The organism is Rhizobium sp. FKL33 (assembly GCF_005222915.1).
GTDB lineage: Bacteria > Pseudomonadota > Alphaproteobacteria > Rhizobiales > Rhizobiaceae > Rhizobium_E.
This window is the reverse complement of the sequence record NZ_STFX01000019.1, coordinates 42343-59238: the sequence shown is the minus strand read 5'-3', so window position 1 is coordinate 59238 and position 16896 is coordinate 42343. Positions and strand designations below refer to the sequence as shown.

The 16896-nt window shown below is 63.1% G+C and carries 18 protein-coding genes; 10 read left to right on the top strand and 8 right to left on the bottom strand.

Going from position 1 to position 16896, the window contains the following annotated elements; genetic code table 11:
- Positions 1-225: 225 nt before the first annotated feature.
- Together hemF and E8Q41_RS11830 are read left to right on the top strand one after the other, a co-directional pair.
- A complete protein-coding gene (gene hemF, locus E8Q41_RS11835) occupies positions 226-1137 on the top strand; it encodes an oxygen-dependent coproporphyrinogen oxidase (protein WP_137155872.1) in 912 nt (303 codons plus the stop codon).
- A gap of 102 nt (positions 1138-1239) precedes the next feature.
- Positions 1240-1464, top strand: coding sequence for a hypothetical protein (locus E8Q41_RS11830; RefSeq protein WP_137155751.1), 225 nt, complete (start codon positions 1240-1242; stop codon positions 1462-1464).
- A gap of 29 nt (positions 1465-1493) precedes the next feature.
- On the opposite strand, the gene E8Q41_RS11825 is transcribed toward E8Q41_RS11830, so the two are convergent.
- Genes E8Q41_RS11825 through E8Q41_RS11815 form a run of 3 tightly spaced genes read right to left on the bottom strand, consistent with a single transcriptional unit; the run spans position 1494 to position 3978 of the window.
- Positions 1494-2738 (bottom strand): CCA tRNA nucleotidyltransferase, encoded by a 1245-nt coding sequence (locus tag E8Q41_RS11825; RefSeq protein WP_137155750.1) that lies wholly within the window; start codon positions 2736-2738, stop codon positions 1494-1496.
- Complete coding sequence (locus tag E8Q41_RS11820; RefSeq protein WP_137155749.1) at positions 2735-3358, bottom strand: CoA pyrophosphatase; 624 nt, start codon at positions 3356-3358, stop codon at positions 2735-2737. The genes E8Q41_RS11825 and E8Q41_RS11820 overlap by 4 nt, the downstream gene beginning before the upstream one ends.
- Entirely contained in the window at positions 3355-3978 is a 624-nt protein-coding gene (locus E8Q41_RS11815; protein WP_137155748.1) for a DUF1285 domain-containing protein, read from the bottom strand. The genes E8Q41_RS11820 and E8Q41_RS11815 overlap by 4 nt, the downstream gene beginning before the upstream one ends.
- Positions 3979-4127: 149 nt before the next feature.
- Between E8Q41_RS11815 and E8Q41_RS11810 the strand changes: the two genes are divergently transcribed.
- The 4 genes from E8Q41_RS11810 to E8Q41_RS11795 are packed head-to-tail and all read left to right on the top strand — an operon-like array spanning position 4128 to position 10945.
- Entirely contained in the window at positions 4128-5141 is a 1014-nt protein-coding gene (locus E8Q41_RS11810; protein ID WP_137155747.1) for a MoxR family ATPase, read from the top strand.
- 31 nt (positions 5142-5172) lie between these two features.
- Entirely contained in the window at positions 5173-6093 is a 921-nt protein-coding gene (locus E8Q41_RS11805; protein WP_137155746.1) for a DUF58 domain-containing protein, read from the top strand.
- The gene (locus tag E8Q41_RS11800; RefSeq protein WP_137155745.1) at positions 6093-8876 is read left to right on the top strand and encodes a DUF4159 domain-containing protein; all 2784 of its coding nucleotides are present in this window, start codon (positions 6093-6095) and stop codon (positions 8874-8876) included. The genes E8Q41_RS11805 and E8Q41_RS11800 overlap by 1 nt, the downstream gene beginning before the upstream one ends.
- Positions 8876-10945, top strand: coding sequence for a hypothetical protein (locus E8Q41_RS11795; RefSeq protein WP_137155744.1), 2070 nt, complete (start codon positions 8876-8878; stop codon positions 10943-10945). The genes E8Q41_RS11800 and E8Q41_RS11795 overlap by 1 nt, the downstream gene beginning before the upstream one ends.
- 7 nt (positions 10946-10952) lie before the next feature.
- Here the strand turns inward: E8Q41_RS11795 and E8Q41_RS11790 are convergent, their stop codons facing one another.
- The 3 genes from E8Q41_RS11790 to E8Q41_RS11780 are packed head-to-tail and all read right to left on the bottom strand — an operon-like array spanning position 10953 to position 12085.
- Entirely contained in the window at positions 10953-11291 is a 339-nt protein-coding gene (locus E8Q41_RS11790) for a type II toxin-antitoxin system HicB family antitoxin (protein WP_137155743.1), read from the bottom strand.
- Entirely contained in the window at positions 11288-11542 is a 255-nt protein-coding gene (locus tag E8Q41_RS11785; protein WP_137155742.1) for a type II toxin-antitoxin system HicA family toxin, read from the bottom strand. The genes E8Q41_RS11790 and E8Q41_RS11785 overlap by 4 nt, the downstream gene beginning before the upstream one ends.
- Before the next feature lie 39 nt (positions 11543-11581).
- Positions 11582-12085, bottom strand: coding sequence for an N-acetyltransferase (locus tag E8Q41_RS11780; RefSeq protein ID WP_137155741.1), 504 nt, complete (start codon positions 12083-12085; stop codon positions 11582-11584).
- A gap of 253 nt (positions 12086-12338) precedes the next feature.
- Between E8Q41_RS11780 and E8Q41_RS11775 the strand changes: the two genes are divergently transcribed.
- Complete coding sequence (locus E8Q41_RS11775) at positions 12339-13292, top strand: glutathione S-transferase family protein (RefSeq protein ID WP_137155740.1); 954 nt, start codon at positions 12339-12341, stop codon at positions 13290-13292.
- On the opposite strand, the gene E8Q41_RS11770 is transcribed toward E8Q41_RS11775, so the two are convergent.
- Positions 13293-13784, bottom strand: coding sequence for an NUDIX domain-containing protein (locus E8Q41_RS11770; protein ID WP_246660166.1), 492 nt, complete (start codon positions 13782-13784; stop codon positions 13293-13295).
- A 41-nt stretch (positions 13785-13825) separates the two neighbouring features.
- On the opposite strand from E8Q41_RS11770, the gene E8Q41_RS11765 reads away from it, so the two are divergent.
- Positions 13826-14761 carry a metallophosphoesterase gene (locus E8Q41_RS11765; protein WP_137155739.1) on the top strand — a complete coding sequence of 312 codons (936 nt, stop codon included), beginning with the start codon at positions 13826-13828 and terminating at the stop codon, positions 14759-14761.
- A 7-nt stretch (positions 14762-14768) separates the two neighbouring features.
- Here the strand turns inward: E8Q41_RS11765 and E8Q41_RS11760 are convergent, their stop codons facing one another.
- Positions 14769-15458, bottom strand: coding sequence for a CerR family C-terminal domain-containing protein (locus E8Q41_RS11760; RefSeq protein ID WP_137155738.1), 690 nt, complete (start codon positions 15456-15458; stop codon positions 14769-14771).
- Between the two features lie 240 nt (positions 15459-15698).
- Between E8Q41_RS11760 and E8Q41_RS11755 the strand changes: the two genes are divergently transcribed.
- Together E8Q41_RS11755 and E8Q41_RS11750 are read left to right on the top strand one after the other, a co-directional pair.
- On the top strand, positions 15699-16190 hold the full coding sequence (locus E8Q41_RS11755; protein ID WP_246660165.1) for a hypothetical protein: 492 nt from the start codon (positions 15699-15701) through the stop codon (positions 16188-16190).
- A gap of 187 nt (positions 16191-16377) precedes the next feature.
- A complete protein-coding gene (locus E8Q41_RS11750) occupies positions 16378-16896 on the top strand; it encodes an RNA polymerase sigma factor (RefSeq protein WP_137155737.1) in 519 nt (172 codons plus the stop codon).

Here is a 16896-nt window from a genome sequence, read left to right as displayed (position 1 = left end):
GCAACTCCTGGTTATGCGCATGCACAGTTTTGCCGGCTTACGGCCACTCATTGGCGCGCAAAAATTAAGCCTGAGTAAATCGATACGGTCGGATGTCCTAGCAAAGGATTAATGCGCCTTGAAATAAATACCACGTATCAGATTTTTCGGCGCATGGTTGATTTTCTCTTCAATATTTCGGAGCAGTGTGTCGAATCATCGAGATCTTCAAGAAAGCGCATGGCGATGGAACGACCCACCCTCCCTGCGGGCCTGCCCGCCGACATCGAGGACAAGAAGCAGGCGGCGCGCGCCTGGTTCGAGAGCCTGCGCGATCATCTCTGCCAGGCCTTCGAAACGCTTGAGGACGAATTGCAGGGTCCGCTTTCCGACCAGCCCCCGGGCAGGTTCCAGCGCAAGGCCTGGCTCCGCGAAGAGGGCGCCGGCGGTGGCGGCGTGATGTCGATGCTGGAAGGCCGCGTCTTCGAGAAGGCCGCCATCCACACATCCACGGTTCACGGCGAGTTTTCGCCCGAATTCCGGCAGCAGATTCCAGGCGCGAGCGAAGACCCGCGCTTCTGGGCGTCCGGCATTTCGCTGATCGCGCATCCCGTCAATCCGCATGTGCCGACAGTGCATATGAACACGCGCATGGTGGTGACGAATTCCTGGTGGTTCGGCGGCGGCGCCGACCTGACGCCCATGCTCGGCGCCCGGCGCGTGCAGGAAGACGTCGATGCGCAGATCTTCCACCGCACGATGGAAATCGCCTGCTCTCGCCATGCAGTCGCCGATTATCCCCGTTTCAAGGCATGGTGCGACGAGTATTTCTTTCTGAAACACCGCAACGAACCGCGCGGCATCGGCGGGATCTTCTATGACTGGCAGCATTCCGACGACGACGCCGGCGGCTGGGATGCCGATTTCGCTTTGACCCGGGATGTCGGTCGGGCGTTTTCACTTGTCTATCCCAAGATCGTCCGGGCCAATTTCAATCAGCCCTGGACCGAAGAGGATCGCGACGAGCAGCTGATCCGACGCGGCCGCTATGTCGAATTCAACCTTCTCTACGATCGCGGTACCACCTTCGGGTTGAAAACCGGTGGAAATGTCGAGTCCATTCTCTCCTCGCTGCCGCCGGTGGTTCGCTGGCCGTGATGCCGTGATTTTGAACGGGCGTGATAAAATTCATGTCATGCAATTGGAACAGAAACATGCTATGAGTCGTTGTATTAGTCGATTGACCTGAGGAGGAGTGTCATGACGACAAATGACAAGACGGCTGGTGGCGCGACAATAGAAACAGTGCGTGATCCGAGAACGCGGTCGATGATCGAGCAGATCTTCTACTACGAAAATCAGCATGCCGAGGCGATAGCTGAAGCCGGCAACGACAACAGGCTCGCCGGCGTGAAGAAGCATATCGCAACGCCGAAGGGCTCCGACTGCTTCCAGGCCTGGGCAATGCCCGATTACATGCGCTGACACGAAATCTTTGCGCCGCGCCGTCCGCTTCAGAGCGACGGCGCGGACAAAAGTTCGTTCTTGCTTGCGTTGAAATCAGACGCGATCCAACGTTCCTCGATCCGTTTCAGCGCCGATCCCATTTCTGCGCCTGGCGTAAATCCCTTTTCGATCAGGTCGCTGCCTTTGACCGGCATGACCGGCTTTTCCCACTGTTCAGAAAGATCCAGCAGCCGCTTGAGCCCGCCGCGACGTCCGAGCGCCTCGAGGTCGTCGTCGCCTTTCGAGACCTGGTTCGAGAGGGCAAGCTCGAGCCTGAAGATTATACCGGTGTTGCCGGAGCGATAGAGCGTCGCCCTGAGGTCTCTGTCGGGAAGATCGGGCTTTATCTCCGGCGCAGCAGTCCAATCGCTCAGAACGGCGCGCTCGGCTCCCGACAATTTCAGCCGGTCCGCCATCGCCGCCACGCGCGCCTCGACCGGCGGAATGATGGCGGCGAGCCGCAGCAACGGATCGGGTTTCCAGCCATAAGCCGCTTCTGCAGCGATCAACCCGTGGATCGCGTCGATGCCCCATTTCTCCGTTTCCGGCAGCACGTCGGTCAGCACGCCCGCTGTCCGCATCCACAGAAGCGCGCGGCCGGGATCGCGCGCCGACAGGAGTTTCTTCAGTTCCGCCCAGACACGCTCTACCGATAAGGTCTTGAGACGCGAGCGGGCGGCCGCGGAGGCCTTGAGACCGGCAGCGTCCGGACGTCCGCGACCATAATGGGCGAAAAAGCGGAAGAAGCGAAGAATGCGCAGATGATCCTCCTCGATCCGCGTCGCCGCATCGCCGATGAAGCGGATCGTCGCCGTCTCGATATCGGCGAGACCGCCGACATAATCATGCACCGCGCCTTCCGCATCGGCATAGAGCGCATTGACGGTGAGATCGCGTCGCTCGGCGTCGGCGCGCCAGTCGTCCGTGAAGGCGACTTCGGCGTGGCGGCCGTCGGTGGAAACATCCCGGCGGAGCGTGGTGACCTCGAAAGGCCGTCCGTCGATAACCAGCGTCACCGTGCCGTGCTTGACGCCCGTCGGCACGCATTTGACCCATGCCATTTCGGCGCGCGCCATCACCTCTTCGGGCTTCAGCGTCGTGGCGATGTCCATGTCGCTGACCGGCAGGCCCATCAGACTGTTGCGCACGGCGCCGCCCACCACGCGCGCCTCGCCGCCGTCTGCGTTGAGCAGCGCGAAGACACGGGTGAGCGCGGCGTCTTTGAACCAGGTCTCGCCTGCCACGGATGTCATTCGTAAAACCTTTCATAAAGCGACCGGAGAATGCCGGCCGTGATGCCCCAGATGCGCCATTCGCCATAGGGCATGACGTAATAATGGCGCTCCTGATTGCGGAACAGCGCCGTCTCGCGGGCGTGATTGTCGGGATTCATCAGGAAAGACAAGGGCGCTTCGAACACGCTCTCCACCTCGCCGGGATTGGGCGACAATTCGAAACCCGGCTTGACGATCGACAGCACCGGCGTGATGCGGAAGCCCGACAACACCGGGATCGGCGGCAGACGGCCGATGACCTCGACGAAGTGCCTCGCCAAACCGATCTCTTCCTCCGCCTCGCGAAGCGCCGCGCTTTCAGGGCTTTCATCGGGCTCCAGCTTGCCGCCGGGAAAGGCGATCTGGCCGGAATGCTTGCGCAGCGCCGCGGTGCGCTTGGTGAGGATAACCCGCGCGTCAGCGCCTTCGTCGATGACGGGCACCAGCACCGCCGCATCCCTGAGTTCGAGATTGACGAGCCCCGTTTCCGCGCCCGGATTGAGGCGATAATCGCCATAGCCGAGAAAATCGCCGGGGCCGGCGGCTAGATGCCGCTCGGCGCGGACGCGAAACGCGCTGGCGGAGAAATCGCCGCTCATGCCGATAGTCTTTCCAGTTCATCCGCCGGCATGATCGGAAACCACACGCCGCCGGAGCGGACCGCGAACATTTCTTCGCCGTCGAGGTCGACGACTTCGCCCAACTCCACCAGCTCATACATCACCGGCCGCGCCAGAAGCGCCTCCAGCCGTCCGCGCATATGCAGATAGGGCTTAAGCTGGCGCTGCTCGCCGACGATCTCGAAGCGCAGCGCGTGATCGGGACCAGCGGCGGCGACATCGCCGACATTGTTGCGGAACGACAGCACCCGATCCGCCCCCTCACCCTCGACCGCCATTTCGACCGCGAGAAACGGCGCGTCCTCGACGCGGATGCCGACCTTCTCCACCGGCGTCACCAGATAGGTCTTGCCGTCCTCGTCCTTCCGGAGAACTGTGGAAAACAGCCGCACCAGAGACGCCCGCCCGATCGGCGTGCCCATGTAGAACCATGTGCCGTCGGCGCGGATCTCCATGTCGATATCGCCGCAGAAAGGCGGGTTCCAGCGTTCGACCGGAGGTAGAGAGCGCCCTTCGGCCTGGGAATCGGCCGCCGCGCGCGCGATCAGCGCGGCGAGGTCGCCGGCGTTCTTTTGGGCGCTGATGTCTCCGACCGCCATCATTCCATCCTCATTCATCGTTCATTGCTAACGCAAACTTGAAAGCTTGGCGCTTGTCACGCTGTGACCACACTGTCACTCTTAATCTCACATATGGGGTTTCGATAGGTCGATTCGAACCGCAAACGCCACCATTGCCGGAGGGTTTCATGGGCGCACTGACACCGACGGACGCCGTCATCGACGAAAAGGCCGTCGCGGCCCAGGCCGAACAGGCGCTGGAGGACATCGCCCGCATTCGCGCCGAGACCGGCAAGGTGATCTTCGGACAGGAAAGCGTCATTGAGCAGACCGTGCTCGCCGTGCTCTCGGGCGGTCATGCGCTTCTCGTCGGCGTGCCCGGTCTCGCCAAGACCAAGCTGGTCTCGACGCTGGCAACCGTTCTCGGTCTCGCCACCAACCGCATTCAGTTCACCCCCGACCTGATGCCGTCGGACATTCTCGGCTCCGAAGTGATGGATCAGGACGAGCATGGCCGCCGCTCTTTCCGCTTCGTAAAGGGTCCGGTCTTCACCGAACTGCTGATGGCCGACGAAATCAACCGCGCCAGCCCGCGCACGCAGTCGGCGCTGCTGCAGGCCATGCAGGAATATCACGTCACCATCACCGGCCAGCGCTACGACCTGCCGCATCCCTTCCACGTGCTGGCCACGCAGAACCCGCTGGAGCAGGAAGGCACCTATCCGCTGCCCGAAGCCCAGCTCGACCGCTTCCTCCTGGAGATCGACGTCGAATATCCGGACTTCGAGGCGGAACGGCGCATTCTGCTCGAAACCACCGGCGTCTCCGAAGCCCAGGTCGAAGGCGTGATCACGCCGGCGCGGCTTCTGGAGATCCAGGGGCTGATCCGCCGCATGCCGGTTCCGGAAAGCGTGGTCGAGGCGATCCTGAAGCTCGTTCGCTCGGCCCGCCCCGGCAACGGCAACGACTTTGCCGACAGCCGCATCGCCTGGGGTCCCGGCCCGCGCGCCGGACAGGCCTTGATGCTGACCGCCCGCGCCCGCGCGCTCTATCAGGGCCGCTTCGCCCCATCGATCGACGATGTCGTCGCCCTTGCCGGCCCCGTGCTGCAGCACCGCATGGCGCTGACCTTCGCCGCCCGCGCCGACGGCGTGTCGATGAAGGACGTGATCGCCAGACTGGTGGAGACGTTGAAGCCGTGAGAAACAAGAGCAGCAGAGGCGGATCCGCATTTTGGCGCCCATAGGCCATATAGTCACCCCGACGCCCGCGAGCGCCGCCCTTGTCCGCGCCCGCGAGCGGGCGCGCCTGCTGCCGGACTGTCTCGTCGAGGCTCGACGCATCGCCAACACGGTGATCGCCGGCTGGCACGGACGCCGGCGACGCGGCCCGGGTGAGAATTTCTGGCAATTCCGACCTTTTGTCGAAGGCGACAGTCTGGCGCGCATCGATTGGCGCCGCTCGGCCCGCGACGACCACACCTATATTCGCGACCGCGAATGGGAAGCCGCGCACACCATCTGGCTCTGGGCCTCGATGAGCCCGTCGATGATGTACAAGTCGAGCCTCGGCATGGTCTCCAAGGAAAGCCGCGCGCTGGTGCTGATGCTGGCCGCCGCCGAGATCATGGCCCGCTCCGGCGAGCGGATCGGCTGCCCGGGCGTGATGGAGCCCATCTCCGCCCGCAACGCCGCCGAACGTCTGGCCTATGCGCTGGCGCATGAAGATCCGACCGGCGCGCTACCCGACACCCGTATGATCCGCGGCGCAAGCGACATCGTGTTGTTCTCCGACTTTCTCGAACCGCCCGAAACGGTGCTCGCCGCTCTGCAGCCGCTGTCGCGGCGGGGCCTGCGCGGCCATGTCATCGAAGTCTCCGACCCCGCCGAAGAAACGTTCCCTTATGCCGGACGGGTGGAGTTCTCCGATCCCGCCACCGGCGCCAAGTTTCTCTCCGGCCGCTCCGAGGCGCTGGCCGAGGAATATAAGACGCTTTATCTCGCCCGGCGCGAAACGCTTCGCGACGGTCTTCGGCATCTCGGTTGGAACTTCATCGCCCATAACACCGGCCGACCGGCCTCGGAGGCGCTCGCCGCCGTGCATATGTATCTGTCCGGCCAGCCGGACCGCGCCCGCCATGGGGGATCACGCTAATGCCTGGTCTCGCCTTCGCCGCCCCTCTGGTTCTCGCCGCCCTCATCGCGCTTCCAGCGATCTGGTGGCTGCTGCGGATCACCCCGCCGCAGCCGGCGCGCGAGGCCTTTCCGCCCTTCCGCCTTCTTTTGTTGCTCAAGCGGCAGGAGGAAACGCCGGCGACGACGCCCTGGTGGCTGCTCGCCTTGCGCATGCTGATCGCGGCCCTGTTGGTGCTGGCGCTCGCCGGTCCAGTCTATGATCCAAATGCGGGGCTGAGCGCGACGAACGGCAGCCTTGCCGTCATCGTCGACAACAGCTGGGCAAGCGCCGCCGATTTCGACAAGCGCCGCGCCACCGCTGAAAACCTCATCCGCCGCGCCGGCGAGAGCGACGCGCCCGTGAGCCTCACCTTCACCGCCGACCGCAATCCCGACGCGACCTTCAAGCGCGCCGACGAGGCGCTTTCGGCTCTGGCCGCGGCCAAACCCGCACCGTTGCCGGCAGACCGATCGGCAACCGCAGCGGCGCTGGCCGCGAGCTTCCGCGAAGAAAAGCCCGCACGCGCCGTCCTGATCGCCGATGGCCTCGCGAGCTCGGGAGACGCAGCTCTCTTCGGGGCCCTGCGCGAGGCGGGCGTCACGCGCCTGGACGTGATCGGCGGCAACAATTCCGCCGCCATCGCCGTAACCGGCGCGGAGAACGCCGCCGAGCGGCTCAGCGTCTCGGCCGCGCGACTGCAGACGACAGCGCCGCAGACGGTGTCGATCTCGGCGCGCGATATGCAGGGCCGCGTGCTCGGCGCCGCGACGCTCGCCTTCGGCGCCGGAGACGCCAAGGCGACCGGCGAAATCACCGCCCCCTTCGAATTGCGCAACGAATTCGCCCGCCTGACCTTGGATGGGCTGGATACGGCAGGCGCTGTGCGTCTGCTGGACGACAGTTTCAAGCGTCGCTCTGTCGGCCTTATTTCCGGTGAAGCCGGCGATCGCAGCCAGCCGCTCCTGTCGCCGCTTTATTATATCGATCGCGCGCTGTCGCCGTTCGCCAACCTCTCCCAGGCCAATGGCTCGGATCTCGTCGCCGCCATTCCCGCCATGATCAAGGCCCGCCCATCGGTCATCGTCATGGCCGATATCGGCCGCATGCCGGCCAGCGCCGAAAAGGCGCTGACGGACTGGATCCGCGACGGCGGCTCGCTGGTCCGTTTTGCCGGCCCCCGTCTGGCTGCGGCGCCATCCGATGATCCGCTGATACCGACGCGATTGCGCGAAGGCGAACGCGCGCTCGGCGGCTCGATGTCCTGGGCCGAACCGCAGCAACTCGACGATTATCCCGAAAGCAGCCCCTTTGCGGGCCTGACGCCGCCCGCCGATGTGCTGGTCAAACGGCAGGTTCTCGCCGAACCCACGCCCGAACTCGCGGGTCTCACCTGGGCCAGCCTGAAGGACGGAACCCCGTTGGTGACCGCGCGCCGCATCGGCGCCGGCCGCATCGTGCTCTTCCATGTCAGCGCCGAATCCTCCTGGTCGAACCTGCCGCTGTCGGGCGAATTCGTCGAAATGCTGCGCCGGATCGTGCAATTGTCGCATTCGAGCAGCGCCGCCCGCAACGAGGACGGCAAGGCCGTTCTTCCGCCCTATCGCCTGTTGACGGCGACCGGAACGCTGACGACGGAGAAAGGCCTCGCCAAGCCGATCGAAGCGGGATCGGCGGCGACGCCCTCCTTCGACAGTCCGCCCGGCCTCTATGGCGGCGAGGATGGCTTCGAAGCCGTCAACCTGTTCGGACCGGACGCGACGCTCGCGCCGCTTGCCTTCCCGACGGATTTCACCGTCGTCAAGAGCGGTTTCGCCGGCGACAACGCATTCGATCTCAAGCCCTGGCTGTTCGCCGCCGCCGCCATTCTCGCGCTTGGCGATACGCTCGCCATGCTGATCCTCGGCGGCGCCTTCGCAAGGCGTGCGGCGACGGCCGCCCTCTTCGCCTTTACAGTCATCGGCGGGCTCTCCGGCGTCGTCGATCCTGCACGGGCCGATGACGCCCGCCCGGGCGACGATGTGCTGATGAGCCGCCTCGACAAGACGCATCTCGCCTACGTGATCACCGGCGAGGCGGAGGTCGACCGCGTCTCCGAGCGCGGTCTCGCGGGTCTTTCGGACTTTCTCTATTACCGCACCACGCTGGAACCCGGCGATCCCGTCGGCGTCGATATCGCCAAGGATGAATTGTCGGTTTTCCCGATCCTCTATTGGCCGGTCAGCGCTTCGGCGCCGATGCCGACGGAGAACGCCATTTCCCGCATCGACGCCTATATGCGCTCCGGCGGCACCGTGCTGTTCGACACGCGCGACCAGGCCTCCTCGATCACCGCCATGGGCGGCGTCAGCGCCAACACCGAACGGCTCCGCGCCATTCTCGCCCGCATCGACATTCCGCCGCTCGAGCCTGTGCCGCAGGACCATGTGCTGACCAAGGCCTTCTATCTCTTGAAGTCCTATCCCGGCCGCTATTCCGGCAGCCCGCTCTGGGTGGAGGCGCAGCCGGACGCCAAGAGCGATCCCAACCGTCCCGCTCGGTCCGGCGACGGCGTTACGCCCATCATGATCACCGGCAATGATTTCGCGGGCGCCTGGGCGGTCGACAATCTCGGCGCGCCGCTTCTGCCGATCGTGCCGCCCGATGAAAACCAGCGCGAAATGGCCTACCGCACCGGCGTCAACATCATGATGTATATGCTGACCGGCAACTACAAAGCCGATCAGGTGCATGTGCCGGCGCTTCTGGAAAGGCTGGGACAGTAATGAGCCTGACATTCGCCCCCTTCCTGCCGATCTGGCTGATCGCGATCATCGGCGCGATGGCCGCCGCACTCGCCGTCTTCGGCATCTACCGACGCCAGCGCGGCATGATCCTGCGAACGATCGCGCTCGCGGCGCTCACGCTCGCGCTCGTCAATCCCATTCTGGTCGACGAGCAGCGCGAGCCTCTGCCGACCATCGTCGCCATCGCTGCGGACCGCAGCCAGAGCCAGGAGGTCGGAAACCGCAAAGCGCAGACCGATCAGGCCGTGGCGAACCTCCGCGCCACCCTCGGCCGCTTCTCCGGCATCGAGACGCGGGTGATCGACGCGGCGGGCGACGACGGCTCTGAGACGCCTTCGACGCGCCTGTTCGGCAACATCGCCTCCGCGCTCGAAGATGTGCCGCCCTCGCGGCTTGGCGCGGTGATCGCCGTCACCGACGGTCAGGTTCACGATCTGCCGGCCGATGACCGGCTTCAGGGCGTCGATGCCCCAGTCCATGGACTGATCACCGGCAAGGCCGACGAGTTCGATCGCCGCATCCAGGTCATCAAGGCCCCGCGCTTCGGCATCGTCAATCAGGAGCAGGAAATGGTGCTCCGGGTGATCGACGATGGCAGACCGATTTCCCAGCCGGCCGACATCACCGTCAGCGTCAACGGCGAAGTGGTCAATCGCATTCCCGCCGTCGCCGGCCAGGATCGCACCGCCCGCTTCAAGCTCGACCGCGCCGGCGGCAATATCGTCGAGGTTGCCGTCGCCGAAGTTCCGGGCGAAGTGACGCCGGTCAACAATCGCCTGGTGCAGACCATCGATGGCATTCGCGAGAATCTGCGCGTGCTGCTGGTGTCAGGCGAGCCGCATGCCGGCGAGCGCGCCTGGCGCAATCTGCTGAAGTCCGACGCCTCGGTGGATCTGGTGCATTTCACCATTCTCAGGCCGCCTGAAAAGCAGGACGGCACGCCGATCAACGAATTGTCGCTGATCGCCTTCCCCACCCGCGAATTGTTCGTCGAGAAGATCAGCGAATTCGACCTGATCATCTTCGACCGCTACCAGCATCGCGGCGTGCTGCCGATCCTCTATTACGACAACATCGCACAATATGTCCGGCAGGGCGGCGCGATCCTGCTGGTGTCGGGCCCCGAACATGCCGGCTCCGAGTCCATCGCCTATACGCCGCTCGCCGACGTGCTGCCGGCCGCCCCGACCGGACAGATGCTGGAGAAACCCTTCTTCCCGCGCCTGTCGGATCTCGGCAAGCGCCATCCCGTCACGCGTGGTCTCGAAGGCTCGGCCGCCGAGCCGCCGCGCTGGGGTCGCTGGTTCCGCTCGGTCAATGTCACCCAGCCCGGGGGCGAGGTGGTGATGAACGGTTCGGACGGCTCGCCGCTGCTGGTCCTCTCGCATGTCGATCAGGGCCGCGTGGCGATGCTGCTCTCCGATCAAGGCTGGCTCTGGGCCCGCGGCTTCGAAGGCGGCGGCCCGCATGTCGATCTCTACCGGCGCATCGCCCATTGGCTGATGAAGGAGCCGTCGCTCGAGGAAGAGCGGTTGACGGCCCGTTCGCTCGGCCGCGACATCGAAATCACCCGACAGAGCCTCAAGAAGACGGTCGACAAGGCCGTGGCGGTCGGTCCGGACGGCGTGCGGCAGGAGACGGTGCTGACCGAAGAAGAGCCCGGGCTATTCCGCGCCACGCTCCGCACGCCCAGAAACGGCCTCTACGAGATCGACAATGGCGGGTTGAAGACGCTCGTTCATGTCGGCGCGGTCGATGCGCCTGAGTTCCGGGAGATGATCTCGACCACGGACAAACTCGCCCCCCTCGCCGCCGCCAGCAAGGGCATCGTCAAGCGCCTCGACGATGGCGCTGACGGCGTGACCCTACCGCAGATCCTCACCGTGCGCGGTGATGTCCGCATCTCCGATCCCGACCGGATGGTGATCCGCATGACCGACGAGACCGTTCTGAAGGGGGTGATCTCCATTCCCCTCTTCGCCGGCTTCCTTGGTCTCGGCCTGCTCGCGCTGGCCTTGGGGTCGACCTGGTGGCGTGAAGGACGCTGAAGTTGGATCAGGCGGCTTCTGCGGCGGCGCGGATTTTTTCCGCGATCCATTCGTTCAGACTTTTTTGTTCAGCTGCAGCCGCGCTCGCCGCGGCGGCATGTAGCATTGGGTCCAGCCGGAGATTGAAGCGTCCGGAATAGGCTTTGTAAGGCTCGATGCCGCGCGCTGCACAGTCATCGAGATAGATTTTGAGAGAGAGCCTCCCCTCCTCCATCAATCCGTCGAGATCCTTCGCATAAAAATCCGCGCCGCCTGATAGATCCAGAAACTCGCCCCGAAACAGGCCGATGTCCGGATCCAGCGAAATCACCGCCTTGCAGCCGTCTATGTCGAGAATGTTCTTCATGGCGTCACTCCATGCTGTTGGAGCCATTTTCGGATCGAGACGACCGCGCCTTTATCCGTGTCAGGTGAGGGATGCGGTCGATGAAAAATCCTGACCTCACCGAACAGGAAGACAGAAACGCGCGACCCTTCCCGCTCGGACAGCTCGGCGCCGAGTTCCCGGAACAGAGCTTCTATGTCGTCCCACCGGATGGTCCCGGACACCGGAGGCGCAAAGAGCCTCTCAAGGACCGCCTGATGTCTCCGTCTCATGCGGAAATGATACCAGATTATGGCGCCATTTCAACGACCTCAGCCGGCCCGCCACTTGATCTCGCCCTTCAGCCGATCATGCGTATCGGCGCCGGCGGGGATGACCAGCACACGGGCGGGGTCGACCGGGCCGGGAAAAGTGAGCGCGCCATAGGCGACCTTCTCGAAGCCGAGCGGCATGTAATAAGGGGGATCGCCGACCAGGATGATTGCTTCCGAGCCCTTCTTCCTGGCGGCTTCGACGGCGATCCGCACCAACTCGCGGCCGATGCCCATGCTCTTGTACGAGGGACGGACGGCGAGCGGTCCGAGCAGATGGCCCTTGACGTCGCCGGCGACGACCGGCGTCATCCGCACCGAGGCGATCGTCTCGCCGCGATCGGCGCAGATATAGGACAGCGAATGATCGTGCGGGCCCTGCTCGCGGATGCGCGCGGCGGCGCGGACGAACCGGCCGGGGCCGAAAGCTTCCTCGTTGATCAGTTCGATGGCGTCGTGATGCGTTGCGTCTTCCGTCAGATAGACGAGGTCATGCTTTTTCATGGAGAATCTGCTGCTTGTATAAATCGACGATGGCGTGAAGGCCCCGTCCGGTCGGCCCGGTCGGGAGGAATAGCTTCATCGCAGTCGTCGCAGCAGCGTCATGGCCTGTAAGGGCTCCAGATTTGATAATCGACAGGGCGGATAGCAGGAAATTTTTCGCTCGCCAAGAGCCAAAACGCAGCGTTCAGCATTTAGCGCTCGAAATGTCGGGCTGAAGTTGCGACATAGGGCTCACGGTTTCAGGAGAACAGCGATGGGCATGTTGGTGGACGGCGTCTGGCATGACGTGTGGTACGACACGAAGTCGAGCAAGGGGCAGTTCGTTCGCTCCGCCTCGCAATTCCGCAATTTCGTCACGAAGGACGGCGCAGCCGGTCCGGCGGGCAAAGGCGGATTCAAGGCCGAGAGCGGCCGCTATCATCTCTATGTGTCGCTCGCCTGTCCCTGGGCGCATCGCACGCTGATCTTCCGCAAGCTAAAAAAGCTGGAGGACCACATCTCAGTTTCCATCGTGCATTACCTGATGCTGGAAAAGGGCTGGGTGTTCGACGAGGGAGAAGGCGCGACCGGCGACGCCCTGTTCGGTGCTAAAACCCTCGCAGACATCTATGTCTGGGCAGACGCCAAATATTCGGGCCGCGTCACGGTGCCGGTGTTGTGGGACAAGCAGGAGAACACCATCGTCTCCAATGAATCCGCCGAGATCATCCGCATGTTCAACGCGGCTTTCGACGGCATCACAGACGACACCCAGGATTTCTATCCGGAGGATCTCCAGTCCGACATCGATACGCTGAACGCCTTCGTCTATGACAACATCAACAACGGCGTCTACAAATGCGGCTTCGCGACCACCCAGGACGCCTATGCGGAGAATTTCGACCGACTGTTTTCGGCGCTCGACCAGATCGAGGCGCGGCTCGCAGGCAAATCCTATCTGTTCGGCGAGCGGCTGACCGAGGCCGACTGGCGGCTGTTCACCACGCTGATCCGGTTTGACCCCGTCTATGTCGGCCACTTCAAGTGCAATCTGCGTCGGATCGCGGATTATCCCAATCTGCAGGCCTATCTGAAGCGGCTCTACGCCCATCCCGGCATTCGCGACACCGTCGATTTCACCCATATCAAGGGCCATTATTACGGCAGTCACCGCACTATCAATCCCACCGGCATCGTGCCCGTGGGGCCGAAACTTGATCTCGGCTGATCACCAGAGATCGTCGAACGGGGCTTCGCCGGCGAGTTCACGCAACCGCCGGCGCGTTGCCGAGGTGACATCTGACGGCAACGCATCGAGCGCGAAGAAGCCGCTCTCGACGATCTCCCAATCCTTCTGCCGCGTCGCCGCCTGGCGCACCAGACAGCGGAAGAACACGACGTGGTCACGCTTCGAGGTGCGCTTGTTGTAGAAGACATGCAGCAATTCTGGGGCCGAGATCGCTTCGAGATTGCCCTCTTCGCGCAACTCCTTGGCCAGCGCCTGCCGCACCGTCTCGCCGCGCGCCACGCCGCCGCCCGGCATATGCCAGCCGGGAATATAGGAATGCTTGACGAGGAAGATCCGCCCCTGTTCATCGAAACAGGCGGCGCGGACGCCGATGGTCATGCCCTGAATAAACGGATAGATCGCGTGCGCCAGACGCGTGAGAATCTTATAACGGAACTTGCTCAGTTCAGCCGGGGTTGTGTCTTCGACCACGCCGCTTGCTCCTTCAGACCTCAAGGCCTATCGTGAACCCGATGATGACATTCGCACATTTCTCCGACGCCCATCTCGGGCCGCTACCCGACATGTCCTTCCGGGAACTTCTGTCGAAACGGGTCACAGGCTATGTGAACTGGCAGCGCAATCGACGCAAGCAGCTTTTCGGCAACACGCTGGAACTGCTGATCGAGGACATGCTCGACAAGAACCCCGATCACGTGGCGCTGACCGGCGATCTCGTCAATCTGGCCACCAACACCGAAATCGAGGCGGCCGAGGTCTGGCTCCGGTCCTTCGCCGATCCGTCGCTGGTCTCGGTGGTCCCAGGCAATCACGACGCCTATGTGCCGGGCGCGATCAACAGGGCCTATGCCGCCTGGAAACCCTGGATGACCGGCGATGAAGGCCGTCTCGACGACCATGATTTTCCCTATGTGCGCATCCGCGGAAAGCTCGCCATTATCGGGCTGTCGACGGCGACCGCCACCCCGCCCTTCATGGCTTCGGGCTATTTCGGCGCCGGTCAGGCGCGGCGTTTCGCCAATGTGGCGCGAAAGCTAGGCGAACAAGGGCTGTTTCGCATCGTGATGATCCATCATCCGCCCATTCGCGGCGCGACCGCCAATTACAAGCGGATGATCGGCATCAGGCGTTTCGCCGCCGCCCTGCATCTCGGCGGGGCGGAGCTCGTGCTGCATGGCCACACCCATCTCAACACGCTCTATTGGCTGCCCGGTCCGAGCGGCGCGTCGGTGCCGGTGGTGGGCGTCGCCTCGGCGAGCCAAGGCCATGGCGGCCATAAGCCGCCGGCGGCCTACAATCTCTTCCAGATTTCGGGAGAACCGGGCGACTGGCGCATCGAGCATCAACAGCATCGGCTGAACGAGGCGTCGGATGGCTTTGCGCTGGCGCATTCCGCTGTTCTTTCAGCGCCGGCGGCCCCCGAAAAGAGGCGCCTCCGTCGACGCTGAGGGGTGATCAGGACAGGTGTCGGCGCGGTTTATGCGCATCGATGAGATCGCGAACTTCCTGGACCAGATGATCGCACAGGCGATCGACTTCCTTGTCGCTCATCACGTCCCATTCCAGGCGGCGCTGCACGAACGGCATGGCGATGCGGTAATGGAAAGCGCTGCCGGTCATCGAGAAGACGATGACCTTGAGACGCTCCGACTCGGCATCCATGCCGGTGATCGCCGAGAACATGGCGCAGAAACGCTCATGCATCGGACGCATCCAGTTCTTGTAGATCAGATCCGAGACTTCGCCGGGATTGAGCATTTCGCGCGCCATGAACACCACCGCATGTCGCATCCCGGGATTGGCGACCCAGAAACGGATGAAGGTGTTCATGGTGTTGACGAGGGTCATTTCCGCGACGTCGGGGGTCATCGGCGGCAGCGGGCGCTTGAAATTCATGCCGAGCTCGTTGCGAACGAGTTCGATCACGTGATCGGCGCAAGCCAGGCGCAGACCGGGCTTTCCGCCGAAATGATAGGCGATGGATCCGATATTGGCGGCGGCGAAATCGGCAATATCACGTGTGGAAACAGCGTCATAGCCATGTTCGCCGAACAGTCGAATCGCCGCCTCCAGAAGCGATACGCGAGTCACTTCCGCTCCGGAAATCGGCTTGTCCGAACGGTGGGTTTCAGCCTGCAGCAGCAATGTCTATTTCTCCAGCCAGATTGATTAGCATGCTTCTCATATGACTCCGGAGGCTTTACTTAGCAAGCAAAGTTATGTTGCTATAATCAAATTTTTGTAACTAACTGTCGCAAGCCGGGCTTTGCACGTACAAGGAACCGTTCAACGGAGGTTTACCCGATGCCCGCCATGCACCCACCGCTCTTCGCCAAGCACGGCCTTTGTTCCCTCTTACTCACTGTTCTTATCAGCTCTGCGACAATGACCGGGGCCCGCGCGGCGGGATCGGACGATGGCCAGCCTCCCGAGGCGACCAAGACCACACAGGAATGCAAAGATGGCAAAGTGTGGGACGAAAAGAAAAAAGAATGCGTCGATCCGCAAAAAAGCGGCTTCAACGACGACCAGCTCTACCGCGCCGCCCGCGAATTGGCCTATGCCGGCCAGTATGACAATGCGATCCGCGTCTTGAGGCTCGCCCGCAATCAAGATGATCCGCGTATCCTCAACTATCTCGGCTTCGCCAACCGCAAGGCGGGAAATGTCGAAATCGGCATGAGCTACTACCGCAAAGCGCTCGCCAAGGACGCGAATTATCTTCTGGCGCGGTCCTATTACGGCCAGGGCCTGCTTTTGCAGGGCGATGTCGAGGGCGCCCGCGCCCAGCTCGTCGAAATTCGCGATCGCGGCGGTCGCGACACATACGCCTATTCCTCGCTTTATGATGCGCTGAAGGGCTCTGCAACCTATTGATATCTGCCTGAAGCATCGTTTCGCTCCGCCCGGCGTCACCGCCCCGCGGAGCGATTTTGTTTGCGGCGATTGCGAAAAAACGGATTCTGTTTCATATCCTCGGTCGGCATGGTACGGCTTTGCCGGTCATTTTTGGGTATAGTGCGAATAATCGGGCCGGAGCGGACGTCAGGGTGATGCGGGGGTCATGAGGGATCAAGCCAAGGCGGAGCGTATCGGCCTGGAGTTGGTAGGCTTGCTGCCGAAACTCCGACGATTCGCCATGACGCTCACGAGAAACGCATCGGACGCGGATGATCTGGTGCAGGAAGCCTGCGAGCGGGCGATCACCAGATGCCATCTCTGGAACGGAGAGGGACGGCTGGACAGTTGGGTCTATGCGATGACGCGCAATCTCTGGGTCGACGAAATCAGAAAGCGCAAGGTGCGCACCGGCGCCGGCGTGGTCGACGCCACGGAACAGGACGAATTGTCGATCGGCCCCAGCGCAGAAAAGGCGATCTATGCCTCTCAGGTCCATCAGATGATCCTGTCCATGCCCGAGGGCCTGTCGTCGGTGTTCCTGCTCGTCAATGTCGAAGGTCATTCCTATCGCGAAGCCGCCGATATTCTCGGCATTCCCATCGGCACGGTGATGAGCCGGCTGTCTACCGCCCGTCTCCGCCTCGCCGCGATGATCGAGGGCGCACAGGAAGCGAGGGCCTGA